This is a genomic window from Streptomyces sp. NPDC052036, from assembly GCF_040680495.1.
Taxonomy (GTDB): domain Bacteria; phylum Actinomycetota; class Actinomycetes; order Streptomycetales; family Streptomycetaceae; genus Streptomyces.
Genome location: NZ_JBFAWW010000010.1, coordinates 177,806 through 200,108 on the forward strand (window position 1 = coordinate 177,806; position 22,303 = coordinate 200,108).

16 protein-coding genes and 2 pseudogenes are annotated in these 22,303 nt (G+C 70.1%); 7 read left to right on the forward strand and 11 right to left on the reverse strand.

Translation table 11 applies throughout. From position 1 onward, the window contains the following. Positions 1–47 precede the first annotated feature (47 nt). The 5 genes and pseudogenes from AB0L95_RS16995 to AB0L95_RS17015 all read right to left on the reverse strand — a co-directional run. Positions 48–915: pseudogene (locus tag AB0L95_RS16995) on the reverse strand (FAD-dependent monooxygenase); the annotation flags it as partial. Positions 916–1,034: 119 nt separating this feature from the next. Beyond that, positions 1,035–2,321 carry an MFS transporter gene (locus AB0L95_RS17000; RefSeq protein WP_365162451.1) on the reverse strand — a complete coding sequence of 429 codons (1,287 nt, stop codon included), beginning with the start codon at positions 2,319–2,321 and terminating at the stop codon, positions 1,035–1,037. Positions 2,322–2,423: 102 nt separating this feature from the next. Continuing rightward, positions 2,424–2,630 (reverse strand): annotated as a pseudogene (locus AB0L95_RS17005) (Zn-dependent alcohol dehydrogenase); the annotation flags it as partial. 185 nt (positions 2,631–2,815) lie between these two features. After that, a complete protein-coding gene (locus tag AB0L95_RS17010) occupies positions 2,816–3,685 on the reverse strand; it encodes an acyl-CoA thioesterase II (protein ID WP_365162452.1) in 870 nt (289 codons plus the stop codon). A gap of 19 nt (positions 3,686–3,704) precedes the next feature. Beyond that, on the reverse strand, positions 3,705–6,218 hold the full coding sequence (locus tag AB0L95_RS17015; RefSeq protein WP_365162453.1) for a DUF3516 domain-containing protein: 2,514 nt from the start codon (positions 6,216–6,218) through the stop codon (positions 3,705–3,707). Between the two features lie 145 nt (positions 6,219–6,363). Here AB0L95_RS17015 and AB0L95_RS17020 point away from each other — a divergent pair, with 145 nt between their 5' ends. Continuing rightward, positions 6,364–7,158, forward strand: coding sequence for a metal-dependent hydrolase (locus AB0L95_RS17020; protein WP_365162454.1), 795 nt, complete (start codon positions 6,364–6,366; stop codon positions 7,156–7,158). Positions 7,159–7,243: 85 nt separating this feature from the next. Here AB0L95_RS17020 and AB0L95_RS17025 read toward each other — a convergent pair whose 3' ends face one another. From AB0L95_RS17025 to AB0L95_RS17040, 4 genes are all read right to left on the reverse strand, one after another. Beyond that, entirely contained in the window at positions 7,244–7,519 is a 276-nt protein-coding gene (locus AB0L95_RS17025; RefSeq protein ID WP_365162455.1) for a type B 50S ribosomal protein L31, read from the reverse strand. Positions 7,520–7,554: 35 nt separating this feature from the next. Then, positions 7,555–8,025 carry a DUF5709 domain-containing protein gene (locus AB0L95_RS17030; protein ID WP_365162456.1) on the reverse strand — a complete coding sequence of 157 codons (471 nt, stop codon included), beginning with the start codon at positions 8,023–8,025 and terminating at the stop codon, positions 7,555–7,557. 262 nt (positions 8,026–8,287) lie between these two features. Next, a complete protein-coding gene (locus AB0L95_RS17035) occupies positions 8,288–10,069 on the reverse strand; it encodes an ABC transporter ATP-binding protein (RefSeq protein ID WP_365162457.1) in 1,782 nt (593 codons plus the stop codon). Further along, positions 10,066–11,889 carry an ABC transporter ATP-binding protein gene (locus AB0L95_RS17040; RefSeq protein ID WP_365162458.1) on the reverse strand — a complete coding sequence of 608 codons (1,824 nt, stop codon included), beginning with the start codon at positions 11,887–11,889 and terminating at the stop codon, positions 10,066–10,068. Before AB0L95_RS17040 ends, AB0L95_RS17035 begins: the two co-directional genes overlap by 4 nt. 476 nt (positions 11,890–12,365) lie before the next feature. Between AB0L95_RS17040 and AB0L95_RS17045 the strand changes: the two genes are divergently transcribed. Both AB0L95_RS17045 and AB0L95_RS17050 read left to right on the forward strand, forming a co-directional pair. Further along, on the forward strand, positions 12,366–13,181 hold the full coding sequence (locus AB0L95_RS17045) for a hypothetical protein (RefSeq protein ID WP_365162459.1): 816 nt from the start codon (positions 12,366–12,368) through the stop codon (positions 13,179–13,181). A gap of 87 nt (positions 13,182–13,268) precedes the next feature. Continuing rightward, a complete protein-coding gene (locus tag AB0L95_RS17050) occupies positions 13,269–14,906 on the forward strand; it encodes a peptide-N4-asparagine amidase (RefSeq protein WP_365162460.1) in 1,638 nt (545 codons plus the stop codon). Between the two features lie 138 nt (positions 14,907–15,044). On the opposite strand, the gene AB0L95_RS17055 is transcribed toward AB0L95_RS17050, so the two are convergent. Continuing rightward, positions 15,045–15,515 carry a MarR family transcriptional regulator gene (locus tag AB0L95_RS17055; protein WP_365162461.1) on the reverse strand — a complete coding sequence of 157 codons (471 nt, stop codon included), beginning with the start codon at positions 15,513–15,515 and terminating at the stop codon, positions 15,045–15,047. Between the two features lie 138 nt (positions 15,516–15,653). Here AB0L95_RS17055 and AB0L95_RS17060 point away from each other — a divergent pair, with 138 nt between their 5' ends. Further along, on the forward strand, positions 15,654–17,456 hold the full coding sequence (locus AB0L95_RS17060; protein WP_365162462.1) for an ABC transporter ATP-binding protein: 1,803 nt from the start codon (positions 15,654–15,656) through the stop codon (positions 17,454–17,456). 43 nt (positions 17,457–17,499) lie between these two features. After that, positions 17,500–18,327: an endolytic transglycosylase MltG gene (mltG, locus tag AB0L95_RS17065; RefSeq protein ID WP_365162463.1), complete on the forward strand. Its 828-nt coding sequence runs from the start codon at positions 17,500–17,502 to the stop codon at positions 18,325–18,327. A gap of 98 nt (positions 18,328–18,425) precedes the next feature. Here the strand turns inward: mltG and AB0L95_RS17070 are convergent, their stop codons facing one another. Further along, positions 18,426–19,532, reverse strand: coding sequence for an NAD(P)-binding domain-containing protein (locus AB0L95_RS17070; protein WP_365162464.1), 1,107 nt, complete (start codon positions 19,530–19,532; stop codon positions 18,426–18,428). A gap of 184 nt (positions 19,533–19,716) precedes the next feature. On the opposite strand from AB0L95_RS17070, the gene AB0L95_RS17075 reads away from it, so the two are divergent. Together AB0L95_RS17075 and AB0L95_RS17080 are read left to right on the forward strand one after the other, a co-directional pair. Next, positions 19,717–20,139 (forward strand): secondary thiamine-phosphate synthase enzyme YjbQ, encoded by a 423-nt coding sequence (locus tag AB0L95_RS17075; RefSeq protein ID WP_365162465.1) that lies wholly within the window; start codon positions 19,717–19,719, stop codon positions 20,137–20,139. A gap of 484 nt (positions 20,140–20,623) precedes the next feature. Next, positions 20,624–22,153, forward strand: a complete 1,530-nt coding sequence (locus tag AB0L95_RS17080) for a cytochrome D1 domain-containing protein (protein WP_365162466.1) — start codon at positions 20,624–20,626, stop codon at positions 22,151–22,153. The last annotated feature ends 150 nt before the right edge of the window (positions 22,154–22,303 follow it).

Sequence of the window (22,303 nt, forward strand, 5' to 3'; positions counted from 1 at the left end):
CGACCGGCAAGGCTGCCGTGTCCACCACGCCGTGTGCGTCGATACCGTCAGCCCAGGTCCGGCGGTGTCCAGCCAGCGTGCCGCAAGAGGGCGTGGACGGTCGCGAGGGAGGGTGCCAGCCCGGAGGGCCGTGTTGCGCAGGGCGACAGCCAATGGATGCGTCAGCGGTTGACCCATCCGGCCGGCCTGGCAAGCGGCGCGCGCGACGGACCGGCTGCGTGGGCGGCGCTCGGCGTCGTAACCGATCAGCGCCGACTCGACGGTGTTCTCGGCGGCGAGCGCGGCGGCCGGCACGACCGCGTCCTCCAGCGCCTGGCAAGGCACCCTGACCCCGAGGTTCGGGGTCAGGGCGTGGGCCGCATCACCGAGCAGGACGATCCGGCCTGCGGTGAACGCGGGCAAGGGGGTCGCCAGTTCGTGGATGTCGTGGTGCAGGACGGCGTCGGGCCGGGTCGCGTCCAGCAGGGCGGGGATCGGATCGTGCCACGTGCCGAAGCGGCGGCGCATCGCTGCGAGGGCGTCCGTATGCCGCTCGCCCGGGGGTGAGTTGCGCACCGCGTGCCGCTCGGCCCGTCCGTCGGCGAAGGCGATGTGACCGAACTCGGTGCCCCTCCCTCAGATCAACTCGAAGTCGGTGTCCAGCTCGACCGGGCTTTCGGTGAGGGCGCGCACCACGGTCGACCCGCTGTAGACCGGGCCGGGGTGCTCAGGGAACAACCGGGCGCGCAGACGGCTGCCCACCCCGTCGGCGGCCATGACGAGATCCGCCTCCAGTACGCCGTCCCCGAGAGCTGTCCGCAGCCGGCTGGGGTCGGAGTGGTCGACGGACGTCGCCGCGGCCCTGATCACGAGACACTCGGACGGCCGTGCCGCACGCAGCAGACGGTGCAGCACGGCCCGGGGGATACCGACGATCGAGCCGGAGATGCGCGTGCAGTGCTCGCATGAGCAGAGTTCCCTGTCAAGTCCTTGTGTTCAGGTTGGGGGCCTGGTTGCTGCTGTTCGCATGGCTGGCCCAGTCGATGCGGCAGCACCTACAAGAGGCGCTCGGCGTCACCCCGACCGCCTATTGCCGGACCTTCCGGGCCGGGGGCGACATAATTGGAAGCGGCGGAGCCGAGAGCTACGGCGGGCTCGGCTCCTGGCGCTGAACGGCCGGCCCGGCGTACCTCGCCCCACCAGCCGACCCCCGTCAGCACCAGGGTGAGGCCGACTCCGGCCAGGATGGCCGTGGACGGTGCCACCACCTTGAGGAGGGCACCGGCGAGCGACCCTGTCGCCGCGTAACCCGCACCCGCCGCCGCGTACATCACCGAGTAACCCGCGGCCAGAGCGCCCGGCGGAAGTGCCTCGCGCAGAGACAGATTGCGGGTGAGCATCGCACACGACTGGAGCGTGCCCCCCACGACCAGCGCGGCAGCGATTCCGGCCGGATGAGGCGTCAGCGCCGCGAGGGCCACGCACGCCGATGTCCCGGCCATCAACACCACGCTGCGGGTGCGCAGCCGCCCGGGCCAGGACCGAAGACCGTGGACGAAGGCGCCGAGCCCCCCGCCCACCGCCATCCCGGTCAGCAGCGGACCGGACCAGCCGACGCCGACGCCGCGCTGTTCGAGCAGGGCCGTCAGCACGAGTTCGGCCAGACCGAGCAGTGCCAGACTGGCCGCGCCCATGACGTACACCGGCCAGGCGCCGGTCAGGAGTCGCAGCAGCGACACGCTCGTCCGGTCCTCGCCGCCCGTGTCGTCCGTGCCCCAGTCGGCCGGAAGCAGCCACAGGCCCGCGACCGACGACGCCATCAGGGCGGCGCCGAGGAACAGCGGGACGGGCGATGCGACACCGAGTGCCAGACCGGCAACCGCGGCCGGGGAGACGGCCCAGATGCCGGCCGTCGGTATCGACTCGACGGACAGGGCCTGCGCTGTCGCACGCTCCGGGACGAGGACGGTGAGCAGCGTGCGCAGGCCACCGGTGGCGGCGGCGGGGGCGGCACCGGCGAGACATGCAAACCCGGCGAGGACCGCCGGATGCGCGTCGGGGAACACCCCGAGGCCCGTGAAGGCGGCGTCTCCGACCGCGAGCCCGACGGCCAGGTGAGCGCGGGCGCGGTCGGGGCGCAGGCGCATCCCGAGGACGGGGGCGCCGACGATCTCGCCGATGGCGTAGGCCGTCGCGAGGATCGCGCCCAGAGAGTAGCCGCCGGGCCGTTCGCGCACCAGGAAGACCAGGGCCAACGGGGCCATGGCCACCGGCATGCGGGCGCCGACGGTGGTGCAGGACCAGATCAGGACCTGCTTCGAGGCGACGTCGCGGTAGCTCATGGGACGACGCTAGAGGCCGGTACCGACAACGCCCCACGGGATTTCCGGCGCCTGTGGATATCTCGTGAGCACCCGACAACTCCCGAGCACCCCTTCAAAAAGTCAGGACCCCTGAGCCACCCGCCCCGCCTCCGCGTCCCCCGCCACATTGCGAAGTCCTCGACCAGGCACGTATCCGTCATCAACTCATCCAGCAGCAGCCGCCCTTCCCGGTACAGCTCGGCCTAGAGCGGGATGTCGCGCTGTGGGCGGGAGGAGCCGTGGCGGCAGCCGAGCCGCCTTGTCCAGGCACATCGACGACACGAGGAAGTACCGTCTTCGCCGGCACACTATTGGCACAATCGCTGTGGGGTGCAACGAAACGCGACGAGACGCGGTGGGGTGAGCCTCGGGCCACGACCTTGCTTCGTTCTCGGCAAGAACGTCGTAACGACTGGCCCGCGGAGCGTCGCACGAAGCGACGCGGGCCGGTCGACGATCGGTGAAACCGCAGGTCAGCCCAGCTTGCGGAACAGCCCCTCCTGCACCACGGACACGATCAGCTGCCCCTTCAGGTTGTAGATGCGGCCCCGGGCCAGGCCACGGCCACCCACCGCGATCGGGGACTCCTGGTCGTACAGGAACCACTCGTCCGCGCGGAACGGCCGATGGAACCACATGGCGTGGTCCAGCGACGCCATGTCGAAGCCGCGCGGGCCCCACAGGGGTTCGACGGGGATACGGACGGCGTCCAGGAGCGTCATGTCGCTCGCATAGGTGAGCGCGCAGGTGTGCACGAGCGGGTCGTCGCCCAGCGGACCCACGGCGCGCATCCAGACGGCGCTGCGCGGCTCGGCGTCCTTGACCTCCTCGGGGGTCCAGCGCAGCCGGTCCACATAGCGGATGTCGAAGGGCTGGCGCCGAGCCATCCGCTCCAGCGTCTCGGGCAGCCCGCCCAGATGCTCCTTCAGCTCCTCCGCCACCGTCGGCAGCGACTCCGGGTCCGGGACCTCGCGAGCCGGCGGCAACTGGTGCTCGAAGCTCCCCTCTTCAGGCTTGTGGAAGGAGGCGGTCAGATTGAAGATCGTGCGGCCCCGCTGCACGGCCGTGACGCGACGGGTCGTGAAGGACCTGCCGTCACGGATCCGTTCGACCTGGTACACGATGGGCATGCCCGGGATGCCAGGGCGCAGGAAGTACGCGTGCAGGGAGTGCACCGGCCATTCGCCGTCCGTGGTGCGGCCGGCCGCGACCAATGCCTGGCCGGCCACCTGCCCGCCGAAGACCCGTTGCAGGGACTCCTGCGGGCTGCGACCGCGGAAGATGTTGACCTCGATCTGCTCCAGGTCGAGCAGGTCGACGAGCCTCTCGGCTGGGTTCGTCATGAGTGGGCTTCTCCTGTGCTCACAGCTGGCCGACGTCGGTGACCCGGACGACGGCGCGGCCCTCGGCGTCGGAGGCCGCAAGGTCGATCTCGGCGCTGATGCCCCAGTCGTGATCGCTGTTGGGGTCGGCGAAGATCTGGCGGACCCGCCACAGTCCGTGGGCCGGCTCCTCCTCGATCATCAGCAGCTTCGGGCCGCGGGCGTCGGGGCCGGTGCCGAGTTCCTCGTACTCGTCCCAGTACTTGTCCATGGCCGCACCCCAAGCCTCGGCGTTCCAGCCGGACTCCGCGTCCATCTCCCCGAGTTCGTCGATCCGGTCGAGGGCGGCGAGCTCCACACGGCGGAACATGGCGTTGCGTACCAGGACGCGGAACGCGCGGGCGTTCGCGGTGACCGGCTTGACCTGGTCGGCCTTCTCCTGGGCCTCCTCGGCCGTCATTTCCTCCGGGTTGGCCAACTGCTCCCACTCGTCCAGCAGGCTGGAGTCGACCTGGCGCACCATCTCGCCCAGCCAAGCGATCAGGTCCTCCAAGTCCTCCGACTTCAGGTCGTCCGGGACGGTGTGATCGAGGGCCTTGTAGGCGCTGGCCAGATAGCGCAGCACGATGCCCTCGGTGCGGGCGAGCTCGTAGAAGGACACGAACTCCGTGAAGGACATCGCCCGCTCGTACATGTCGCGGATGACCGACTTCGGCGACAGCGGATGGTCACCGACCCACGGGTGGCTCTTGCGGTACGTGTTGTACGCGTGGAAGAGCAGCTCCTCCAGCGGCTTGGGGTAGGTCACGTCCTGGAGCCGCTCCATGCGCTCCTCGTACTCGACGCCGTCCGCCTTCATCGCGGCCACGGCCTCACCGCGCGCCTTGTTCTGCTGGGCGGCCAGGATCTGTCGCGGGTCGTCCAGGGTGGACTCGACCACGGAGACCATGTCGAGCGCGTAGGAGGGCGACTCCGGGTCGAGGAGCTCGAACGCGGCCAGGGCGAAGGTCGACAGCGGCTGGTTGAGCGCGAAGTCCTGCTGAAGATCGACGGTGAGGCGTACGATACGGCCGGTGGCGTCGGGCTCGTCGAGCTTCTCGACGATTCCGCCGTCCAGCAGCGAGCGGTAGATCGCGATCGCCCGCCGGATGTGCCGCAGCTGCTGCTTGCGCGGCTCGTGGTTGTCCTCCAGCAGATGACGCATCGCCTTGAAGGCGTTGCCCGGCCGGGCGATCACCGACAGCAGCATCGTGTGGGTGACCCGGAAGCGGGACGTGAGCGGCTCCGGCTCGGAGGCGATCAGCTTCTCGAAGGTGTTCTCCGTCCATCCGACGAAGCCCTCCGGCGCCTTCTTGCGCACCACCTTGCGGCGTTTCTTCGGGTCGTCGCCGGCCTTGGCGAGCGCCTTCTCGTTCTCGATGACGTGCTCCGGCGCCTGGGCGACGACGAGCCCGGCCGTGTCGAAGCCCGCCCGCCCGGCGCGGCCCGCGATCTGGTGGAACTCACGGGCGCGCAGGGTGCGCACACGGTTCCCGTCGTACTTGGTCAGCGCCGTGAACAGCACCGTCCTGATGGGGACGTTGACGCCGACCCCCAGGGTGTCCGTGCCGCAGATGACCTTCAGCAGACCGGCCTGGGCCAGCTTTTCCACCAGGCGGCGGTACTTGGGCAGCATGCCGGCGTGATGCACACCGATGCCGTGCCGCACATAACGGGAGAGGTTGCGGCCGAACTTGGTGGTGAAGCGGAAGTTGCCGATCAGCTCGGCGATCTCGTCCTTCTCCTCGCGCGAGCACATGTTGATGCTCATCAGCGCCTGGGCCCGCTCCACGGCCTGCGCCTGGGTGAAGTGGACGATGTAGACCGGCGCCTGCCGGGTCTGGAGGAGTTCGGTGAGCGTGTCGGTGAGCGGGGTGAGCCGGTACTCGTACGAAAGCGGCACCGGACGGGTCGCCGAGCGGACCACTGTCGTCGGCCGGCCTGTACGGCGGGTGAGGTCCTTCTCGAACATCGAGACGTCGCCGAGCGTCGCCGACATCAGGATGAACTGCGCCTGGGGCAGTTCGAGGATGGGGATCTGCCAGGCCCAGCCGCGGTCGCCCTCGGCGTAGAAGTGGAACTCGTCCATCACGACCTGGCCGACGTCGGCCTGCCTGCCGTCGCGGAGCGCGATGGAAGCCAGGACCTCGGCTGTGCAACAGATCACAGGGGCGTCGGCATTGACGGAGGCGTCGCCGGTGAGCATGCCGACGTTCTCGGTGCCGAAGATCTTGCACAGCTCGAAGAACTTCTCCGAGACGAGTGCCTTGATCGGCGCGGTGTAGAAGGTGACCTCGTCCCGGGCGAGCGCCGCGAAGTGAGCGCCCGCGGCGATCATGCTCTTGCCGGAGCCGGTGGGAGTCGACACGATCACGTTCGCCCCCGAGACCACCTCGATCAGCGCCTCCTCCTGGTGCGGATAGAGGGTGAGGCCGCGCTCCCCGGCCCACGACTCGAAGGCTTCGTAGAGGGCGTCGGGGTCTGCGGTCTGCGGGAGCTGATCGATGAGGGTCACGCCCCCATCTTGCCTGGACTCGTACCCGATGGGGGAATCGGATGTCCTCGCAAAGATCACGAACGCTACGCTGTGGCGCCGATGACAAGTCAGCGCACGGGGACAACCGGGAAGCGCTGCAAGAGAAATGGGGCGGGAAGCGGCCATGATGGGACCAGCACACTCACTGTCGGGGGCCGCGGCCTGGCTCGGGGTGGGAGCGGCCGCAGCCGCGGCGGGACACCCGATGCCCTGGCCGGTCCTTCTCGTCGGCGCGCTGATCTGCGCGGGTGCCGCGCTGGCTCCGGATCTGGACCACAAGGCGGCCACCATCTCGCGGTCCTTCGGTCCCGTCTCGCGCTGGCTGTGCGAGATCGTCGACAAACTGTCGTACGCCGCGTACAAGTCGACCAGGAAGCCGGGCGACCCACGCCGATCCGGCGGTCACCGCACACTGACCCACACCTGGCTGTGGGCGGTGCTCATCGGTGCCGGCAGCTCGGTCGCGGCGATCGTCGGTGGCCGGTGGGCGGTGCTTGCCATCCTCTTCGTGCACATGGTGCTGGCCATCGAGGGACTGCTGTGGCGGGCGGCGCGTGGTTCGAGCAGTGATGTGCTGGTGTGGCTGCTGGCCGCGACGAGTGCCTGGATTCTCGCGGACATACTCGACAAACCGGGCAACGGGGCGGACTGGCTCTTCACCGCACCGGGCCAGCAGTACCTGTGGCTGGGCCTGCCCATCGTCCTGGGTGCCCTGGTGCACGACATCGGGGACGCGCTGACGGTCTCCGGCTGCCCGATCCTCTGGCCGATACCCCTGGGCCGCAAGCGCTGGTACCCAGTGGGCCCGCCGAAGGCGATGCGGTTCCGGGCGGGCAGCTGGGTCGAGCTGAAGGTCCTGATGCCCGTGTTCATGGTGCTCGGCGGGGTGGGCTGCGCGGCCGCGCTCAACGTCATCTGAGACCGGTCTCGACACGGCGGGCGGCCTCCCCCGTAGGGGGCCTGCCGGGGGAGAAGCGACGGACCGGCATCCCCCGCCTGTCGGCTCAGCTCGCTGTGTCCCCGTCGGCCGTCCGTTCCGGAGTGCCGTACCGCCGCTCGAACCGCGCGACGCGCCCCTCGGAGTCCACCGTCCGTGCCTTGCCCGTGTAGAAGGGGTGGCTCTCGGAGGAGATCTCGACGTCCACGACCGGGTAGGTCTCGCCGTCGTCCCATTCGATGGTCCGGTCGCTGGTCGCGGTGGACCGGGTGAGGAAGGCGTATCCGGCGGAGCGGTCCCGGAAGACGACGGGGTGGTAGTCGGGCTGCTTGTCCTGCTGCATGGCTGCTCCTCGCGTGGGGGCGGGCACCGGCGGGATCAGCCGGACAGGGAGTCCTCGTCGACGATGTGCACGGCCGCCTCCTCCGCCGAGGCCGCGGCGCCGTCGATGCCGACATCGGTGGCGATCAGTCCGCTGTCCTCGTCCTCGTGCGCTCCTTCGTCGGGGGCGACGAGCCGGCCGGAGCGAGAGCCGCCGACCTCGTTGTCCAGGGGCTCGCCTTCGCCGTCGAGCCAGTCCCCGATGCCGTCGTCGTCCGGGACCGTGATGTCGGGGACTTCCTCGGCGAGGCGCTGGTCCAGCGTTTCGCCGGAGTGCCCCTCGGCCGCGGTCACGCCGACGTGGTCCACCGCCCACGGCCGCTCCGGCGGTGACCAGCCACGTTCGAGGGGGTTGTTCACCCCGTCGTTCTCCAAGGTGTCTTCGGCGTCGAGCAGCCCCGCGTCGTCCTGCACCTCGGATCCGTCGGGCTGGTAGACGTCGTCTCCCCAACCGTCGGTGCTGTCCACGGGGTACCTCCAGATGGTGGGACGGTCCGGGCGCCGTCGTATGACGGCGGCGGACACTGGGTACTGCCGGGCGCGGGTGGCGCTGTGCGGAACCGGACGGTTCGGCCGCGCTCCCTTGCCGCTTCCGAGATCCAGCCTTTCACCCCCCTTCGCCACCGCGCAACGGCAAGGGCGGCACGAAGGTGTGGGGCCTGGGAGCGGGCCGGGTTCCCGGTCAGCGCGCCGGGGACCCGGCCCGCTCCCACGGGCCGGTGGAGCGGCGTCAGCCGTGCCAGGACCGCCACAGGGCCGCGTACGCTCCGTCCGCGGCGACCAGGTCGTCGTGGCTGCCCAGTTCGCTGATCCGCCCGTCCTCGACGACGGCGATCACGTCCGCGTCATGGGCCGTGTGCAGTCGGTGAGCGATCGCGACGACCGTGCGGCCGTCCAGGACACGAGCCAGGGAGCGCTCCAGATGGCGGGCCGCACGGGGGTCCAGGAGAGACGTCGCCTCGTCCAGGACCAGGGTGTGCGGGTCGGCGAGCACCAGGCGGGCCAGTGCGATCTGCTGCGCCTGCGCGGGGGAGAGAGCCAGCCCCCCGGAGCCCACCTCGGTGTCCAGGCCCTGGTCCAGGGCGCGTGCCCAGCCGTCCGCGTCCACTGCGTCCAGCGCGGCCCACAGCTCGGCGTCGACGGCGTCGGCGCGAGCCAGCAGCAGGTTGTCTCGCAGGGAGCCCACGAAGACGTGGTGCTCCTGATTGACGAGGGCCACGTGCGAGCGCACCCGTTCCGCCGGCATCCGGGAGAGTTCGGCGCCGCCGAGGGTGATCCGTCCGTCCCGGGGCGCGTAGATCCCGGCGAGCAGCCGGCCGAGCGTGGACTTGCCCGCGCCGGAGGGTCCGACCAGGGCGAGCCGGGTGCCGGGCGCGACGTTCAGGGTGACGCGGTGCAGCACGTCGACTCCCGGGAGGTAGCCGAAGCGTACTTCGTCGGCCTCGACGTCGTGTCCGTCGGGGGCCACGGAAGCGTCGCCCGCCTGCGGCTCGATGTCGCGCACGCCGACCAGACGGGCCAGCGACACCTGGGCGACCTGCAGCTCGTCGTACCAGCGAAGGATCAGGCCGACCGGGTCGACGAGCATCTGCGCGAGGAGCGCACCCGTCGTCAGCTGGCCGATGCCGATCCAGCCCTGCAGAACGAACACCCCGCCGATCATCAGGACCGAGCACAGGACCGTGACATGCGTGATGTTGACGACCGGGAAGAGCACCGTCCGCAGCCACAGGGTGTACCGCTCCCAAGCGGTCCACTCCTTGATCCGCCGGTTCGAGAGTTCGATGCGCGCGGTGCCGAGCCGGTGGGCCTCCACGGTGCGCCCGGCGTCCACGGTCTCGGCGAGGACGGCGGCCACGGCGGCGTACCCGGCGGCCTCGGAGCGGTAGCCCGAGGGAGCCCGCCGGAAGTACCAGCGGCAGCCGATCACCAGCAGGGGCACGGCGATGAGCACGGCCGGGGCGAGTGGGGGAGCCGTGACGGTCAGACCGCCGAGCAGCAGCGCCGCCCAGACGACGCCGATGGCCAGTTGCGGCACGGCCTCGCGCATGGCGTTAGCCAGCCGGTCGATGTCGGTGGTGATGCGGGACAGCAGATCGCCGGTCCCGGCCCGTTCCAGGACCCCTGGAGGAAGCCCCACCGCCCGTACCAGGAAGTCCTCACGCAGATCCGCGAGCATCCGCTCGCCGAGGACAGCCCCGTGCAGCCGTACCAGCCGTACGAACACGGCCTGGACCACGAGGGCGACGACGAAGAGCGCGGCGATGCGCTGGAGGTGGAGTTCCCGCGCGCCGTCCGACAGCCTTTCCACGAGGCCGCCCAGCAGGTACGGGCCCGCCATCGACGCGATGACGGAGACCGTGTTGACGGCGATCAGGAGCAGGAAGGCCCGGCGATGTCGGCGGAACAGCTCGGACACATAGGCGCGCACGGTCGCGGGGGCGCCGACGGGCAGCGTGGTCGCCGTCGTCGGAGCCGCCGGGTCGTACGGCGGTGGCGCCACGCCGATCATGCGCTTTCCTCGATCCCTTCCAGCGTGTCCATTTCATCCATGTCGTTGAGTTCCTCCAGCTCGGCAAGTGCGGCGGTCTCGGCGTCGGTCTCCCGGGTCACGACCGCGCGGTACCGCGGCTCGCTGTGCACCAGGTCCCGGTGCAGACCGACCGCCGCGACCTCGCCCTCGTGCACCAGCACAACCCGGTCCGCGTGGTCCAGGAGCAGCGGTGAGGAGGTGAACACGACCGTCGTGCGGCCCGTCCGCAGCTCGCGGATCCCCTCGGCGATCCGCGCCTCCGTGTGGGAGTCGACGGCCGACGTCGGCTCGTCCAGGACGAGCACCGGCGGGTCGGTGATCAGTGACCGGGCCAGCGCGAGTCGCTGGCGCTGGCCACCGGACAGCGATCGGCCGCGCTCGGTGATGCGCGCGTCCATCGGGTCCTGGGTGCCCGATGACCCCTGGACGAGCGCGTCCAGGACATCACCGCACTGGGCGGCGGCGAGCGCCTCCCGGGTACCGACCGCGCCCGAGGCCGGTACGTCCAGCAGTTCGCGCAGCGAGCCCGAGAGCAGCACCGGGTCCTTGTCCTGGACGAGGACCGCGGTACGGGCCGAGTCCAGCGGCAGCTCGTCCAACGGCACACCGCCCAGCAGCGCCGAGACGTCCTGTCCCGTTTGTTCGGCGGGGTGTCCGCCCAGCCGTTCGGCCAGCACACCCGCCGCGTCCGGGTCGCCGCAGACCACGGCCGTCAGCCGCCCTGCGGGTGCGAGCAGCCCGGTCCGCGGGTCGTACAGATCCCCGTCCGGAACGCCGGCCTCACGCGAACCACCGGATTCCGTGGCCCGCTCCAGCGACAGCACCCGGGCCGCGCGCCGGGCGGACGGCCGGGAGAAGGAGTACGCCATGGCGATCTCCTCGAAATGCCGTAGCGGGTAGGTGAGCAGCATGACGGCGCTGTACACGGTGACCAGCTCACCCACGGCGATACGGCCCTCGCGTGCCAGGTGCACACCGCGCCAGACGATCGCGATCATCAGCAGCCCCGGCAGCAGCACCTGGATCGCCGAGATCAGTGACCACATCCTGGCGCTGCGCACGGCCGCGGTGCGGACCTCCTGGGAGGCCCTGCGGTAGCGATCCAGGAACAGTTCCTCGCCGCCGATGCCCCTGAGCACCCGGAGTCCCGCGACGGTGTCGGAGGCGAGTTCGGTGGCCCGGCCCGCCTTCTCCCGCTGGGTGTCGGCGCGCCGGGTGGCGCGAGGCAGCAGCGGCAGCACGGCGAGCGCCAGCACCGGGACGCCCACGGCTACGACGACACCGAGCGCGGGCTGGTAGACGAGGAGCCCGACGCAGACCGCAACGACGGTGAGCGCCGCCGCGCTGAAACGGGAGACGGCCTCCACGAACCAGCCGATCTTCTCTACGTCGCCGGTGGACACGGCGACCACCTCACCGGCCGCGACGCGTCGGGTCAGGGCGGAGCCCAGCTGGGCCGTCCGTCCGGCCAGGAGCTGCTGGACGCGTGCGGCCGCGGTGATCCAGTTGGTGACCGCGGCGCGGTGCAGCATGGTGTCGCCCAGTGCGACACCCGCGCCGCAGAGCAGGAGCAGGCCCCCGGTCAGAGCGAGCCGGGTGCCCGAGCGCTCGACGACCGCCTGGATCGCGAGGCCGACACAGAACGGCAGTCCGGAGACGGACAGGAAGTGCAGCAGTCCCCAGGCGAGGGCTTTGAGCTGCCCGCCCAGTTGGTTCCGGCCGAGCCACCACAGGAATCGAGGACCCGAGCGGGCGTCCGGCACACCCGGGTCGGGATACGGAAGGTCTTGAATCTGCATGGCGTCCCAGTGGCTTGTGTCAGTGGCTTGTGTCAGTGGATGGACGGGGCTGCGGTGCGGTGCACGGACCGGTGCGGGTCCCCGCACTCCGCGCGGGTCCGTGACAAGCCGTGAAAGGGTCGCGTCGGAGGGTGGGCGAAAGCAAACGGTTTTCCGGTCCGGAAGGCGAGTTCCGGCCCCTCCGGCAGGCGGGTGAAAAGCGGAGACAGGAAACCCATTCTTAAGAAGATAATGTGACGATATGTCGCATGAGTACGGGTGAGGTGTGCGGTGGGGCGCGTGCGCGAGCCGTTGCGGCGGCCTGCGGCGTGCTGGTGATGTCCCTGTCGGCATGCGGCGGTTGGGGAGAGAGCGGCCATGGCGTGAAGGGGGGTGGCCCGGGCTACGGCGCCAGGGGGACCTCCACGCTCACGGCGGATCCCCGGCGCACCGACCGAGGTGCGCCGTCCTCGGACCCGGGGCCCGGCGGGGGAGCCGTGCCGTCGAACGCGGGAATCCCCGGCGGGGCCGCGCCGTCGTCGGACGCGGAAACCCCCGACGGAGCCGTGCCGTCGTCGGACACAGGACCGGCTGGGGGCGGCGCGCCGTCGTCGGACACGGGATCCGCGGAGGGAGCCACGCCGTCGCCCGATAGGGAATCCCCTGAAGGAGCGTCACCGGACCCGGCGGATCCGAGTTCCTCGGCGACCTCCGCGCCCACCAATGACCCGGAGCGTGTCCCGGGCATCGGTGACCGGCTGCGTCGGCTCATCCCTGACGCATCGCGACAGGTCCTCGCGGTCTACGGGGACGGCGAGGACTCGCCGGACTGCACGATCGTGCTCTACGAGAAGGGCGATGACGACGCCTGGAACGAGATCGGACAATGGCGGGGACACAACGGCAGAAGGGGCTGGACGGTGGACCATCACGAGGACGATCTGCGTACGCCTGAGGGTGTGTTCACACTCAGCGACGCCGGTGGTGTCCTCGACGACCCGGACACCAGGCTCCCGTACGACCAGGGTGAGTCCTACCGGGTGCCGGAGGGCTGGGGCGAGGCCCACCGGCACGACTTCGACTACGTCATCGCCATCGACTACAACCGGCTCAGGGGCACTCCGCCCAACGACCCGACCCGGCCACAGGGTATGGAGAAGGGCGGCGGCATCTGGCTGCACGTGGATCACGGCGACGGCACATCGGCCTGCGTCAGCCTGCCCGAGTCCGGAATGGAGTACCTGCTGCGGACGCTCGACCCGGACTGGTATCCCGTGGTGGTGATGGGCGACAGGGAGGCCCTGAGGGCCTAGCCGTTCCACCGGAGGCCGGTGTACCGCGATCGAGTGCCCCGGAGTGCTCATTGCGGAACGGGCCGACTCCCCGTAGAAACACGGGACATGAGAAGCAGGATTATCATGTCCATGCTCACCGGAGGGATTCTGACGGTGAGTCTCCTCCTCGGCGCGGACCCCGCCTCGGCCGCTGCCTCCTCGCCCCGGCCTGCCTCCCAGGTCCCCTCCTCGGCCACCGTGGCCCCGCCCGACGAGTTCGGCACCGACTGGCACGACCCGCTGACGGCGGCGCCGTCGGTCGCACGGCCGAACTCCCGGTCCTGCGAGGTCACGCTCGCCGAGACACAGTTCCGGGACTTCACCCCCTACCGGGGCACCTACACTCCGCCGAGCGGCTGCGGCGACCGCTGGAGCAAGGTTGTGCTGCGTCTCGAAGGCAAGGTCAAGGGACGGCAGTTCGACCGCCTCGGCTATCTGCACGTCGGCGGGGTCGAGATCCTCCGCACGTCCACGCCGGAGCCGTCGCCGGACGGCATCGAGTGGTCCGTGGAGAAGGACGTCACCCGGTACAGCGAGACGTTCCGGCAGAGCCGTGACATCGAGATGCTCATCGGCAACGTCGTCGACGACACCTACACCGGGGTCATCGACGTCAAGGCCACGCTGACGTTCTACACGGGCAGGCCCGCGCACGCCCCCGACCGTGTCCTCACCCTCCAGAACGGCACGTTGACCACGCCCCGCAACAGCGAACGCGTCGTCGCCGAGGTCTACGCCACCGGCTCGGGCGGCGGCTGCGAGGAGTTCTGGTATCTCACCGTGCCCGACGCGGCGCCGTACTCCTGCAAAGCGGCGGGCGGCCCCTACCGCGAGGTGCAGATCACGGTCGACGGCCGGCTCGCCGGTATCGCGGCGCCGTTCCCGACCGTGTGGACCGGCGGCTGGTCCAACCCCTTCCTCTGGTACGTGATCCCCGGACCACGTGCCTTCGACGTCCAGCCGATCACCTATGACCTGACGCCGTTCGCCGGGCTCCTCGACGACGGCCGGCCGCACCGGGTCGAGGTCTCCGTCGTCGGTGTGCCCGCCGGGCAGACCGGCTGGAGCACCCCCGTCAACGTCCTGGTCTGGCAGGACGCGAAGAGCCGTCATGTCACCGGCGGGTTCACTGTCCATCGGGTGGGCGAACCCGTCGGCTCCTCGGTCTACACCCCCGGCCCGGAGAACCGGCTGGACACCCAGGGCGGGCACCGGTTGACGGTCGAGGGATACGTCGACACCTCGCACGGCCGGGTGACCACCACGGTCAGCCGGACGCTGGCGAACACCTCCGTGCACCGCTGGACGGAGGGCGAGGACCGGGACGGTCTCGACGCCACCTGGACGGACGACGAGACCGTCACGGTCCACGGACTCGGCCCGGCCCGCACGACGCGCACCCATCGCACGTACGCGATGGACGGCACCACGACCGTCGGCACGGACGGCCGGCTGCGTACCGTCCTGACGCTCGGGGACCGGGCCGCGGTCGTCGAGATCCGCGGCGGCCGTCGCGCTGCGTGGTTCCGGCTCGACGACACCTACACCGGCGATGCCGCCTACACGACCACCGTGCCGCGCGACCAGCGGCACGCGGTCGGCACGACGAGCGAGCGCTACCGGCTCCACGGCTCCAAGGGCTGCTACGACCGGCGACTGACGACCGTTCAGGGGGTGCTCGCCGAGAACCGCGACGGCTGCTGACGGCAACAACCACAGGAACCACGGGTCCCGCGGGAACCAGAGATCCCGCGGGAACCACAGATCCCACAGGAACGGCAGATCCCACAGGAACGGCGTGCGGCGGGTCGGGCGCGATGGCTCCCGAAGGTCGCGGCGCGGTCAGCAGCGATGCTTCGGTCCGGCGGCGAAGGGCGCGTCGCCGCCGTCGATCAGTGTGTTGAGCAGCCCGCCGAGCACCTTGCGCTGCTCGTCCGTCAGCGGGGCCAGGATCTCCTCCGCCGCGGTTCTGCGCGCGCTACGCAGAGCCCGCAGTGCCTCCCGGCCCTGCTCTGTGACCTCGATCCGGATCACCCGCCGATTGCTGGGATCAGGCACCCGGCGCACCCTGCCGCTCGCCTCCAGGCCGTCGACCAGCGTGGTCACCGCCCGCGGCACCACTTCGAGGCGTTCGGCAAGATCCGCCATCCGGGGCGGCGAGCCGAAGTGGGCGAGCGTGCGCAGCAGCCGGGACTGGGCCGGAGTGATGCCCAGGTCGGACCGCTCCAGATGCCGCTTCTGGATGCGGTGCACACGGCGGGTGAACCGCAGCAGTTGCTCGGCGAGCAGGCCGTCGGGGTCGGCGGTGGTCATGCGGGAACAATATCAGGGCCTCGTTCATTGTGAGTATAGGTAACAATGAGCTAAGATCCGTGATCGATCGTCCCGCATCACGTCCGATGCCCGCAGCGGCGCCGTATCCCGGCCGCTGCCCGACCTCCGTAGGAGCCCATGCATCCCGAGAACCCCGCCTTGGCGCCGTCCCTCGACGGCATGTCCGAACAGCCGCGGCAGGTGCGCCGCATCCTCCGCCTCTTCAAGCCGTACGGCGGCCGGCTCGCCGTCGTGGGCCTGCTCGTCGGCGCCGCGTCGTTGGTCTCCGTGGCCACACCGTTCCTGCTCAAGGAGACCCTGGACGTCGCCATTCCGCAGGGCCGGACCGGACTGCTGAGCCTGCTCGCCCTGGGCATGATCCTGAGCGCCGTCGTCACCAGCGTCTTCGGCGTGCTGCAGACCCTCATCTCCACGACGGTCGGCCAGCGCGTCATGCACGACCTGCGCACCGCCGTCTACGGCCGACTCCAGCGCATGTCGCTCGCCTTCTTCACCCGGACCCGCACCGGCGAGGTCCAGTCCCGTATCGCCAACGACATCGGCGGTATGCAGGCGACCGTCACCTCCACCGCCACCTCCCTGGTCTCCAACCTCACCAGCGTGATAGCGACCGTCGTCGCGATGGTCGCCCTCGAATGGCGGCTCACCGTCGTCTCGCTGCTCCTGCTGCCGCTGTTCGCCTGGATCAGCCGACGCGTCGGCAACGAACGCAAGAAGATCGCCACCCAGCGCCAGAAGCAGATGGCCGCGATGGCCGCGACCGTCACCGAGTCGCTCTCCGTCAGCGGCATCCTGCTCGGCCGCACCATGGGCCGTGCCGACTCCCTCACCCAGTCCTTCGCGAGTGAGTCCGAGAGTCTGGTCGACCTCGAGGTGAAGTCGAACATGGCGGGCCGCTGGCGCATGGCCGTGATCACCATCGTCATGGCCGCCATGCCGGCCGTCATCTACTGGACCGCGGGCATGGCGCTCCGGCTCGGCGGCCCCTCCATCTCGCTCGGCACGCTGGTTGCGTTCGTCTCGCTCCAGCAGGGCCTGTTCCGGCCGACCGTCAGTCTGCTGTCCACCGGTGTGCAGATCCAGACGTCGCTCGCGCTCTTCCAGCGCATCTTCGAGTATCTCGAGCTGCCCATCGACATCACCGAGCCCGAGCAGCCGGTCCGTCTCGACCAGGTCAAGGGCGAGGTCCGCTTCGAGGGCGTCGAGTTCCACTACGACGACAAGAGCGGTCCGATACTCGAGGACATCGACATCACCGTCCCGGCGGGCTCCAGCCTCGCCGTCGTCGGACCCACCGGCTCCGGGAAGTCCACGCTCAGCTATCTGGTGCCGAGGCTGTACGACGTGACGGGCGGGCGGGTCACGCTCGACGGTGTCGATGTCCGCGACCTGGACTTCGACAGCCTCGCCCGCGCGGTCGGCGTCGTCTCCCAGGAGACGTATCTCTTCCATGCCTCGGTCGCCGACAACCTGCGCTTCGCGAAGCCGGACGCGACCGACGAGGAGCTGTACGCGGCGGCGAAGGCCGCCCAGATCCACGACCACATCGCGGCCCTTCCCGATGGGTACGACACGGTCGTCGGTGAACGCGGACACCGCTTCTCGGGCGGCGAGAAGCAGCGGCTCGCGATCGCTCGCACCATCCTGCGCGATCCGCCCGTGCTGATTCTCGACGAGGCGACCAGCGCCCTCGACACGCGTACCGAGCATGCGGTCCAGGAGGCCATCGACGCTCTGTCGGCCAACCGGACGACCCTCACCATCGCCCATCGGCTGTCCACCATCCGGGGGGCCGACCAGATCGTGGTCCTCGACTCCGGGCGCACGGTCGAGCGGGGCACCCACGAGGAGCTGCTGGAGCTCGACGGCCGGTACGCGGGTCTTGTCCGGAGGGACGCCCGACTGGAGCCGACAAGCTGACGATATGCCAGGTTTTTCCGGTCTGGCGGGATACGGTGCGCCCATGCAGACGACCACGCCGCCCCGCAAGCAGACCGGACTGACGCGCCGGAGCCGGGTCGCCTTCGTCGGGGCGGGAATCGCCGTGGCGGCCGCCGTCATGACCGTGCCGCTGGCGACCACCCGGAGCGACGGGAAGGGTCCGCACGTCGGCCTGGTGATCCCGGAGGGCTGGCGCACCGGCCAGATCTACACGGCCGTCGACAGGGCTCTCGGACTGCCGCCCGGTTCCACGAGAAAGTCCCTGCCCAAGGCCCGCCTCAAGCTGCCACAGGACGCTCAGGGCAACCCCGAGGGCTATCTCTTCCCGGCCTCGTATCCCCTCCACAAGGGAGCGACCCCGGAGTCCGTGCTGCGGTTCATGGTCGACACCGCGAACGAGAGGTTCGGCGGCGGCACGATCACCGCCGGTGCCCAGCGGCACGCCCTGACCGGCTACCAGGCCGTCACCGTCGCCAGCATCGTGCAGGCCGAGGCGGCGACCAAGGCCGACATGGCCAAGGTGGCCCGGGTGGTCTTCAACCGCCTGGAGCGGGGCATGCCGCTGCAGATGGACTCCACCCTCAACTACGCGCTGAAGCGTTCCACCCTGCGCACCAGCGTCAAGGACACGAAGATCGACAACCCCTACAACTCGTACCGGAGCGTCGGCCTGCCGCCGACACCGATCTCCAATCCGGGCGAGGAGGCGATGCGCGCCACGCTCAACCCGGCATCGGGCAACTGGCTGTACTTCGTCACGGTCAAGCCGGGCGACACCCGGTTCACAGCGAGTTACGAGGAGCAGCAGCGGAACGTCGCCGAATTCAACCGGCTGCGCGCGGCGAAGTAGGAGCTGCGCGCTGCGAAGTAGGAAGGGAGCGTCACGTACGACGTCGGCGAGGGCGCCCGGAAGGGGCCCGTCCTGCCGTGCCGACCGTCGCCGCTCCTTCAGGCCACGGCGGCTGCTTCTCCCGCTTCGTTCGCCGGTTCCCCGGCCAGCAGTCGCCGAATGTCCCGCACGGCCGCGCGTCCCGCCCGGTTGGCGCCGATCGTGCTGGCCGACGGGCCGTATCCGACCAGGTGGATCCGTGGATCGGCGACTGCGCGCGTGCCCTCCACCCGGATGCCGCCGCCCGGCTCGCGCAACCGCAGCGGGGCGAGATGGTCGATCGCCGCCCGGAAGCCGGTCGCCCACAGGATCACATCGGCCTCCACATGCCGCCCGTCGGCCCACTCCACGCCGTCCGGCACGATCCGGTCGAACATCGGCTGCCGGTCCAGGACCCCGTCCGCGATCGCCTGCCGGATCGCGTCATTGAGCGGCAGCCCGGTCACCGACACCACACTGCGCGGCGGCAGCCCCTGGCGCACCCGCTCCTCCACGAGCGCGACGGCCGCCCGCCCCACCTCCTCGCTGAACGGACCCTCCCGGAACACCGGAGGACGCCGGGTCACCCAGGCGGTCGCGGCGGCATAGGGCGCGATCTCCATCAGATGCTGGGTACCGGACGCGCCGCCTCCGACGACGATCACCCGCCGCCCGGCGAACTCCTGCGGGCCGGGGTACTGGGCCGTGTGCAACTGCCGCCCCCGGAAGCTCTCCTGGCCGGGGTAGCGCGGCCAGAAGGGCCGGGCCCAGGTCCCCGTCGCGTTGATCAGCGCCCGTGACGCCCAGGTCCCGGCCGATGTCTCGACGAGCAGCCGCCCGTCCGTTCCCTCGCGCACGGCCCGGACGTCGACCGGCCGCCGTACCCGAAGGTCGAAGGCGCGTTCATAGCGGTCGAAGTACTCGGACACGACCTCGGACGACGGCCGCGCCGGATCCGCGCCCGTCAGTTCCATCCCGGGCAGAGCGTGCATCCCGTGGACCTTGCCGAAGGTCAGCGACGGCCAGCGGAACTGCCAGGCGCCGCCCGGATCCGGAGCGTGGTCGAGCACCACGAAGTCGCGATCCGCCTCGAATCCCGTGCGTCGCAGGTGATAGGCGCTGGACAGTCCGGCCTGACCAGCGCCTATGACGACCACGTCGACGTCGCGCACCCCGATGTTGTTCACGCTTCCACCAACCGCACCGGGGGCGAGGATCTTCCCGGCCGCTCAGGACCGGCCCGGCGACGGCGAGTGACATCGGCCCGGATGGGCCGCGCACGGTCGACGACGTCTCGCGGGCTGCACCTCATGTACCACCGGACGGAGGACCGGCCGGTGTGGACCCGCCGACATGGGCGAGGATGAAGACATGTCCGATGCCTTCAGCACCCGTGTCCTGAACGTGGCCTCCGGTTCCGGTGAGACGGTCGTCGATCTCACCCGGGAATGCGAGGACTTCCTGCGCGAGACGGCAGCGGGCCGGGACGGCCTCCTGAACGTCTTCGTACCGCACGCCACCGCCGGCGTGGCGATCATCGAGACCGGCTCCGGCAGCGACGACGACCTCCTCGCCGCGCTCCATACGCTGCTCCCGGCCGACGACCGCTGGCAGCACCGCCACGGCAGCCCCGGCCACGGCCGTGACCATGTCGTTCCGGCCTTCGTCCCACCCCACGCGACCCTGCCGGTGATCGCCGGCCGACTCGAACTGGGGACCTGGCAGTCGGTGTGCCTGGTGGACACAAATAGGGATAATCCCCACCGTCAGGTGCGGCTGAGCTTCCTGAGCTGACGCTCGTGAGGGGACTGTAGCGTCGAATTCCGGCCGCACCGAGTAGCGCTTGGCTCGTGCGATCCGCCCGTGAGCGCCAGTTCCGGGGCGCGCTCGCGCGGCGTCATTTGATCCCACGGCCTCTTCGTCCCGAATGAGGCCCTGGAAGATCGCCGACCTGCGGCTCGTACCAAAGGTGCTGATCAGGGCGCTGCTATGCGTTGGCCTGCATCGGTGCTTCGAGCCCTCCATGAGGAGATCATCTCCAGGATTTCTCCAGAGGTGGTGCCGCTGTAGCAGTCGGTCTGACGGTCAGACGATCGGGTCGTATGCGATGTGCGCCCATCCGCTTGTCGCGGCACTTCGGTTGCGGAGCGCTGCCCACCAGCCCGCAATCAGCTACATAAGGTGATGTGCAGTCACATGCCGTGCGTGGCTGCGGTGCGTTGTCGGCGCCCAGGGTATGGCCAGTCGCGGCCGCTCTTCCGGATGAAGCGAGGCGTTCGTGATCCCACATACGGGCAAGCAGCCCAGGCCGCAGGACGGCCGGGTACCGGACAGGAGCAGGCCCGAGCCCGGCTCGTGGATCTGGATGCGGTTGGGCATGGTGGTCCTGGCCATGCTGGCGGGGTTGTCCCTGCCGGTCCTGGCTGCGGCCCCTGGATGGGCGGCCGTCCCGCCGCCTAACGCCTACGTCACCAATCAGGGGTCGAACACCGTGTCGGTGATCGACACGGCCACGAATACGGTCACCGCCACCATCCCTGTCGGCAGCCAGCCGTTCGGTGTGGCCGTCACGCCCGACGGCGCCCACGCCTACGTCACCACTCAGTTGTCGAACTCGGTGTCGGTGATCGACACGGCCACGAACACGGTCACCGCCACCATTCCTGTCGGCTTCGACCCGTTCGGTGTGGCCATCACCCCTGACGGCGCCCACGCCTACGTCGCCAATCAGGGCACGATGTCGGTGATCGACACGGCCACCAACACAGTCACCACCACCATCCCGTTCGGCAGCCTCCTGTTGGGTGTGGCCATCACCCCTGACGGCGCCCACGCCTACGTCGCCAATTTCGGCTTTGGCACGGTGTCGGTGGTCGACACGGCCACGAACACGGTCACCGCCACCATCCCCGCCGGCGGCCCGACCGGTGTGGCCATCACCCCCGACGGCGCCCACGCCTACGTCACCAACGACGGATTCAACTCGGTGTTGGTGATCGACACGGCTACGAACACGGTCACCGCCACCATCACCGGCTTCGCCGCCCCGGACGGTGTGGCCATCAGCCCCGACGGCGCCCACGCCTACGTCACCAACCGCGTGACGAACAGGGTGTCGGTGATCGACACGGCCACGAACACCGTCACCGCCACCATTCCTGTCGGCAGCATCCCGAACGGTGTGGCCATCAGCCCCGACGGCGCTCACGCCTACGTCGCCAACAACGGCTCGGACTCGGTGTCGGTGATCGACACGGCCACGAACACCGTCACCGCCACCGTCCCGGTCGGCAGCTTGCCGGCCGGTGTGGCCATCGGCACGCCGCCCTTCCCCTCCCTGACCGTCACCAAGACCCACCACGGCGGGTTCGTTCAGGGCGAGAAGAACCCCTACAGGATCACGGTCACCAACCACGGCACCGCCCCGACCGACAGCACCACCGTCGCCGTGACCGACACCCTGCCCGCAGGGCTGACCGCCACCTCCCTCAGCGGCACCGGATGGGCCTGCACCCTAGCCACACTGACCTGCACCCGCAACGACACTCTCACCCCCGGCGGCAGCTACCCGACCATCACACTCACGGTCAAGACGTCCTGCAGGGCGCCGAAGCAGGTCACCAACACCGTCACGGTCACCGGAGGCGGCAGCACCCCCGACACCGCCACCGACCCCACCACCATCAAACGCGGCAGACACTGCGAAAAGCAGCACCACCACAACAGCGGACACCACAAGAAGCGCAAGCCCGGCAAGCGGGATGCCAGCCACGGCGCGGCTAGGAAACAGCAGCAACAGCACGACTGACGACCCGCCACGGACAGCAGCCCCCAGAAACGGGTCAGGCCCGGCGCTGATCTCTCAGCACCGGGCCTGACCTGGTGATTCACTGTCGAGATGGCGGGATCTGAACCCATGACACGACCTCTTCGTCCCGAATGAGGTTCGGCTACTGAT

Coding starts and splice junctions, on each gene's coding strand:
- AB0L95_RS17000 (WP_365162451.1), bottom strand. CDS start 2,321: ATGAGCTACCGCGACGTCGCCTCGAAGCAGGTCCTGATCTGGTCCTGC.
- AB0L95_RS17010 (WP_365162452.1), bottom strand. CDS start 3,685: ATGACGAACCCAGCCGAGAGGCTCGTCGACCTGCTCGACCTGGAGCAG.
- AB0L95_RS17020 (WP_365162454.1), top strand. CDS start 6,364: ATGATGGGACCAGCACACTCACTGTCGGGGGCCGCGGCCTGGCTCGGG.
- AB0L95_RS17025 (WP_365162455.1), bottom strand. CDS start 7,519: ATGCAGCAGGACAAGCAGCCCGACTACCACCCCGTCGTCTTCCGGGAC.
- AB0L95_RS17035 (WP_365162457.1), bottom strand. CDS start 10,069: ATGATCGGCGTGGCGCCACCGCCGTACGACCCGGCGGCTCCGACGACG.
- AB0L95_RS17040 (WP_365162458.1), bottom strand. CDS start 11,889: ATGCAGATTCAAGACCTTCCGTATCCCGACCCGGGTGTGCCGGACGCC.
- AB0L95_RS17050 (WP_365162460.1), top strand. CDS start 13,269: ATGAGAAGCAGGATTATCATGTCCATGCTCACCGGAGGGATTCTGACG.
- AB0L95_RS17055 (WP_365162461.1), bottom strand. CDS start 15,515: ATGACCACCGCCGACCCCGACGGCCTGCTCGCCGAGCAACTGCTGCGG.
- AB0L95_RS17060 (WP_365162462.1), top strand. CDS start 15,654: ATGCATCCCGAGAACCCCGCCTTGGCGCCGTCCCTCGACGGCATGTCC.
- mltG (WP_365162463.1), top strand. CDS start 17,500: ATGCAGACGACCACGCCGCCCCGCAAGCAGACCGGACTGACGCGCCGG.
- AB0L95_RS17075 (WP_365162465.1), top strand. CDS start 19,717: ATGTCCGATGCCTTCAGCACCCGTGTCCTGAACGTGGCCTCCGGTTCC.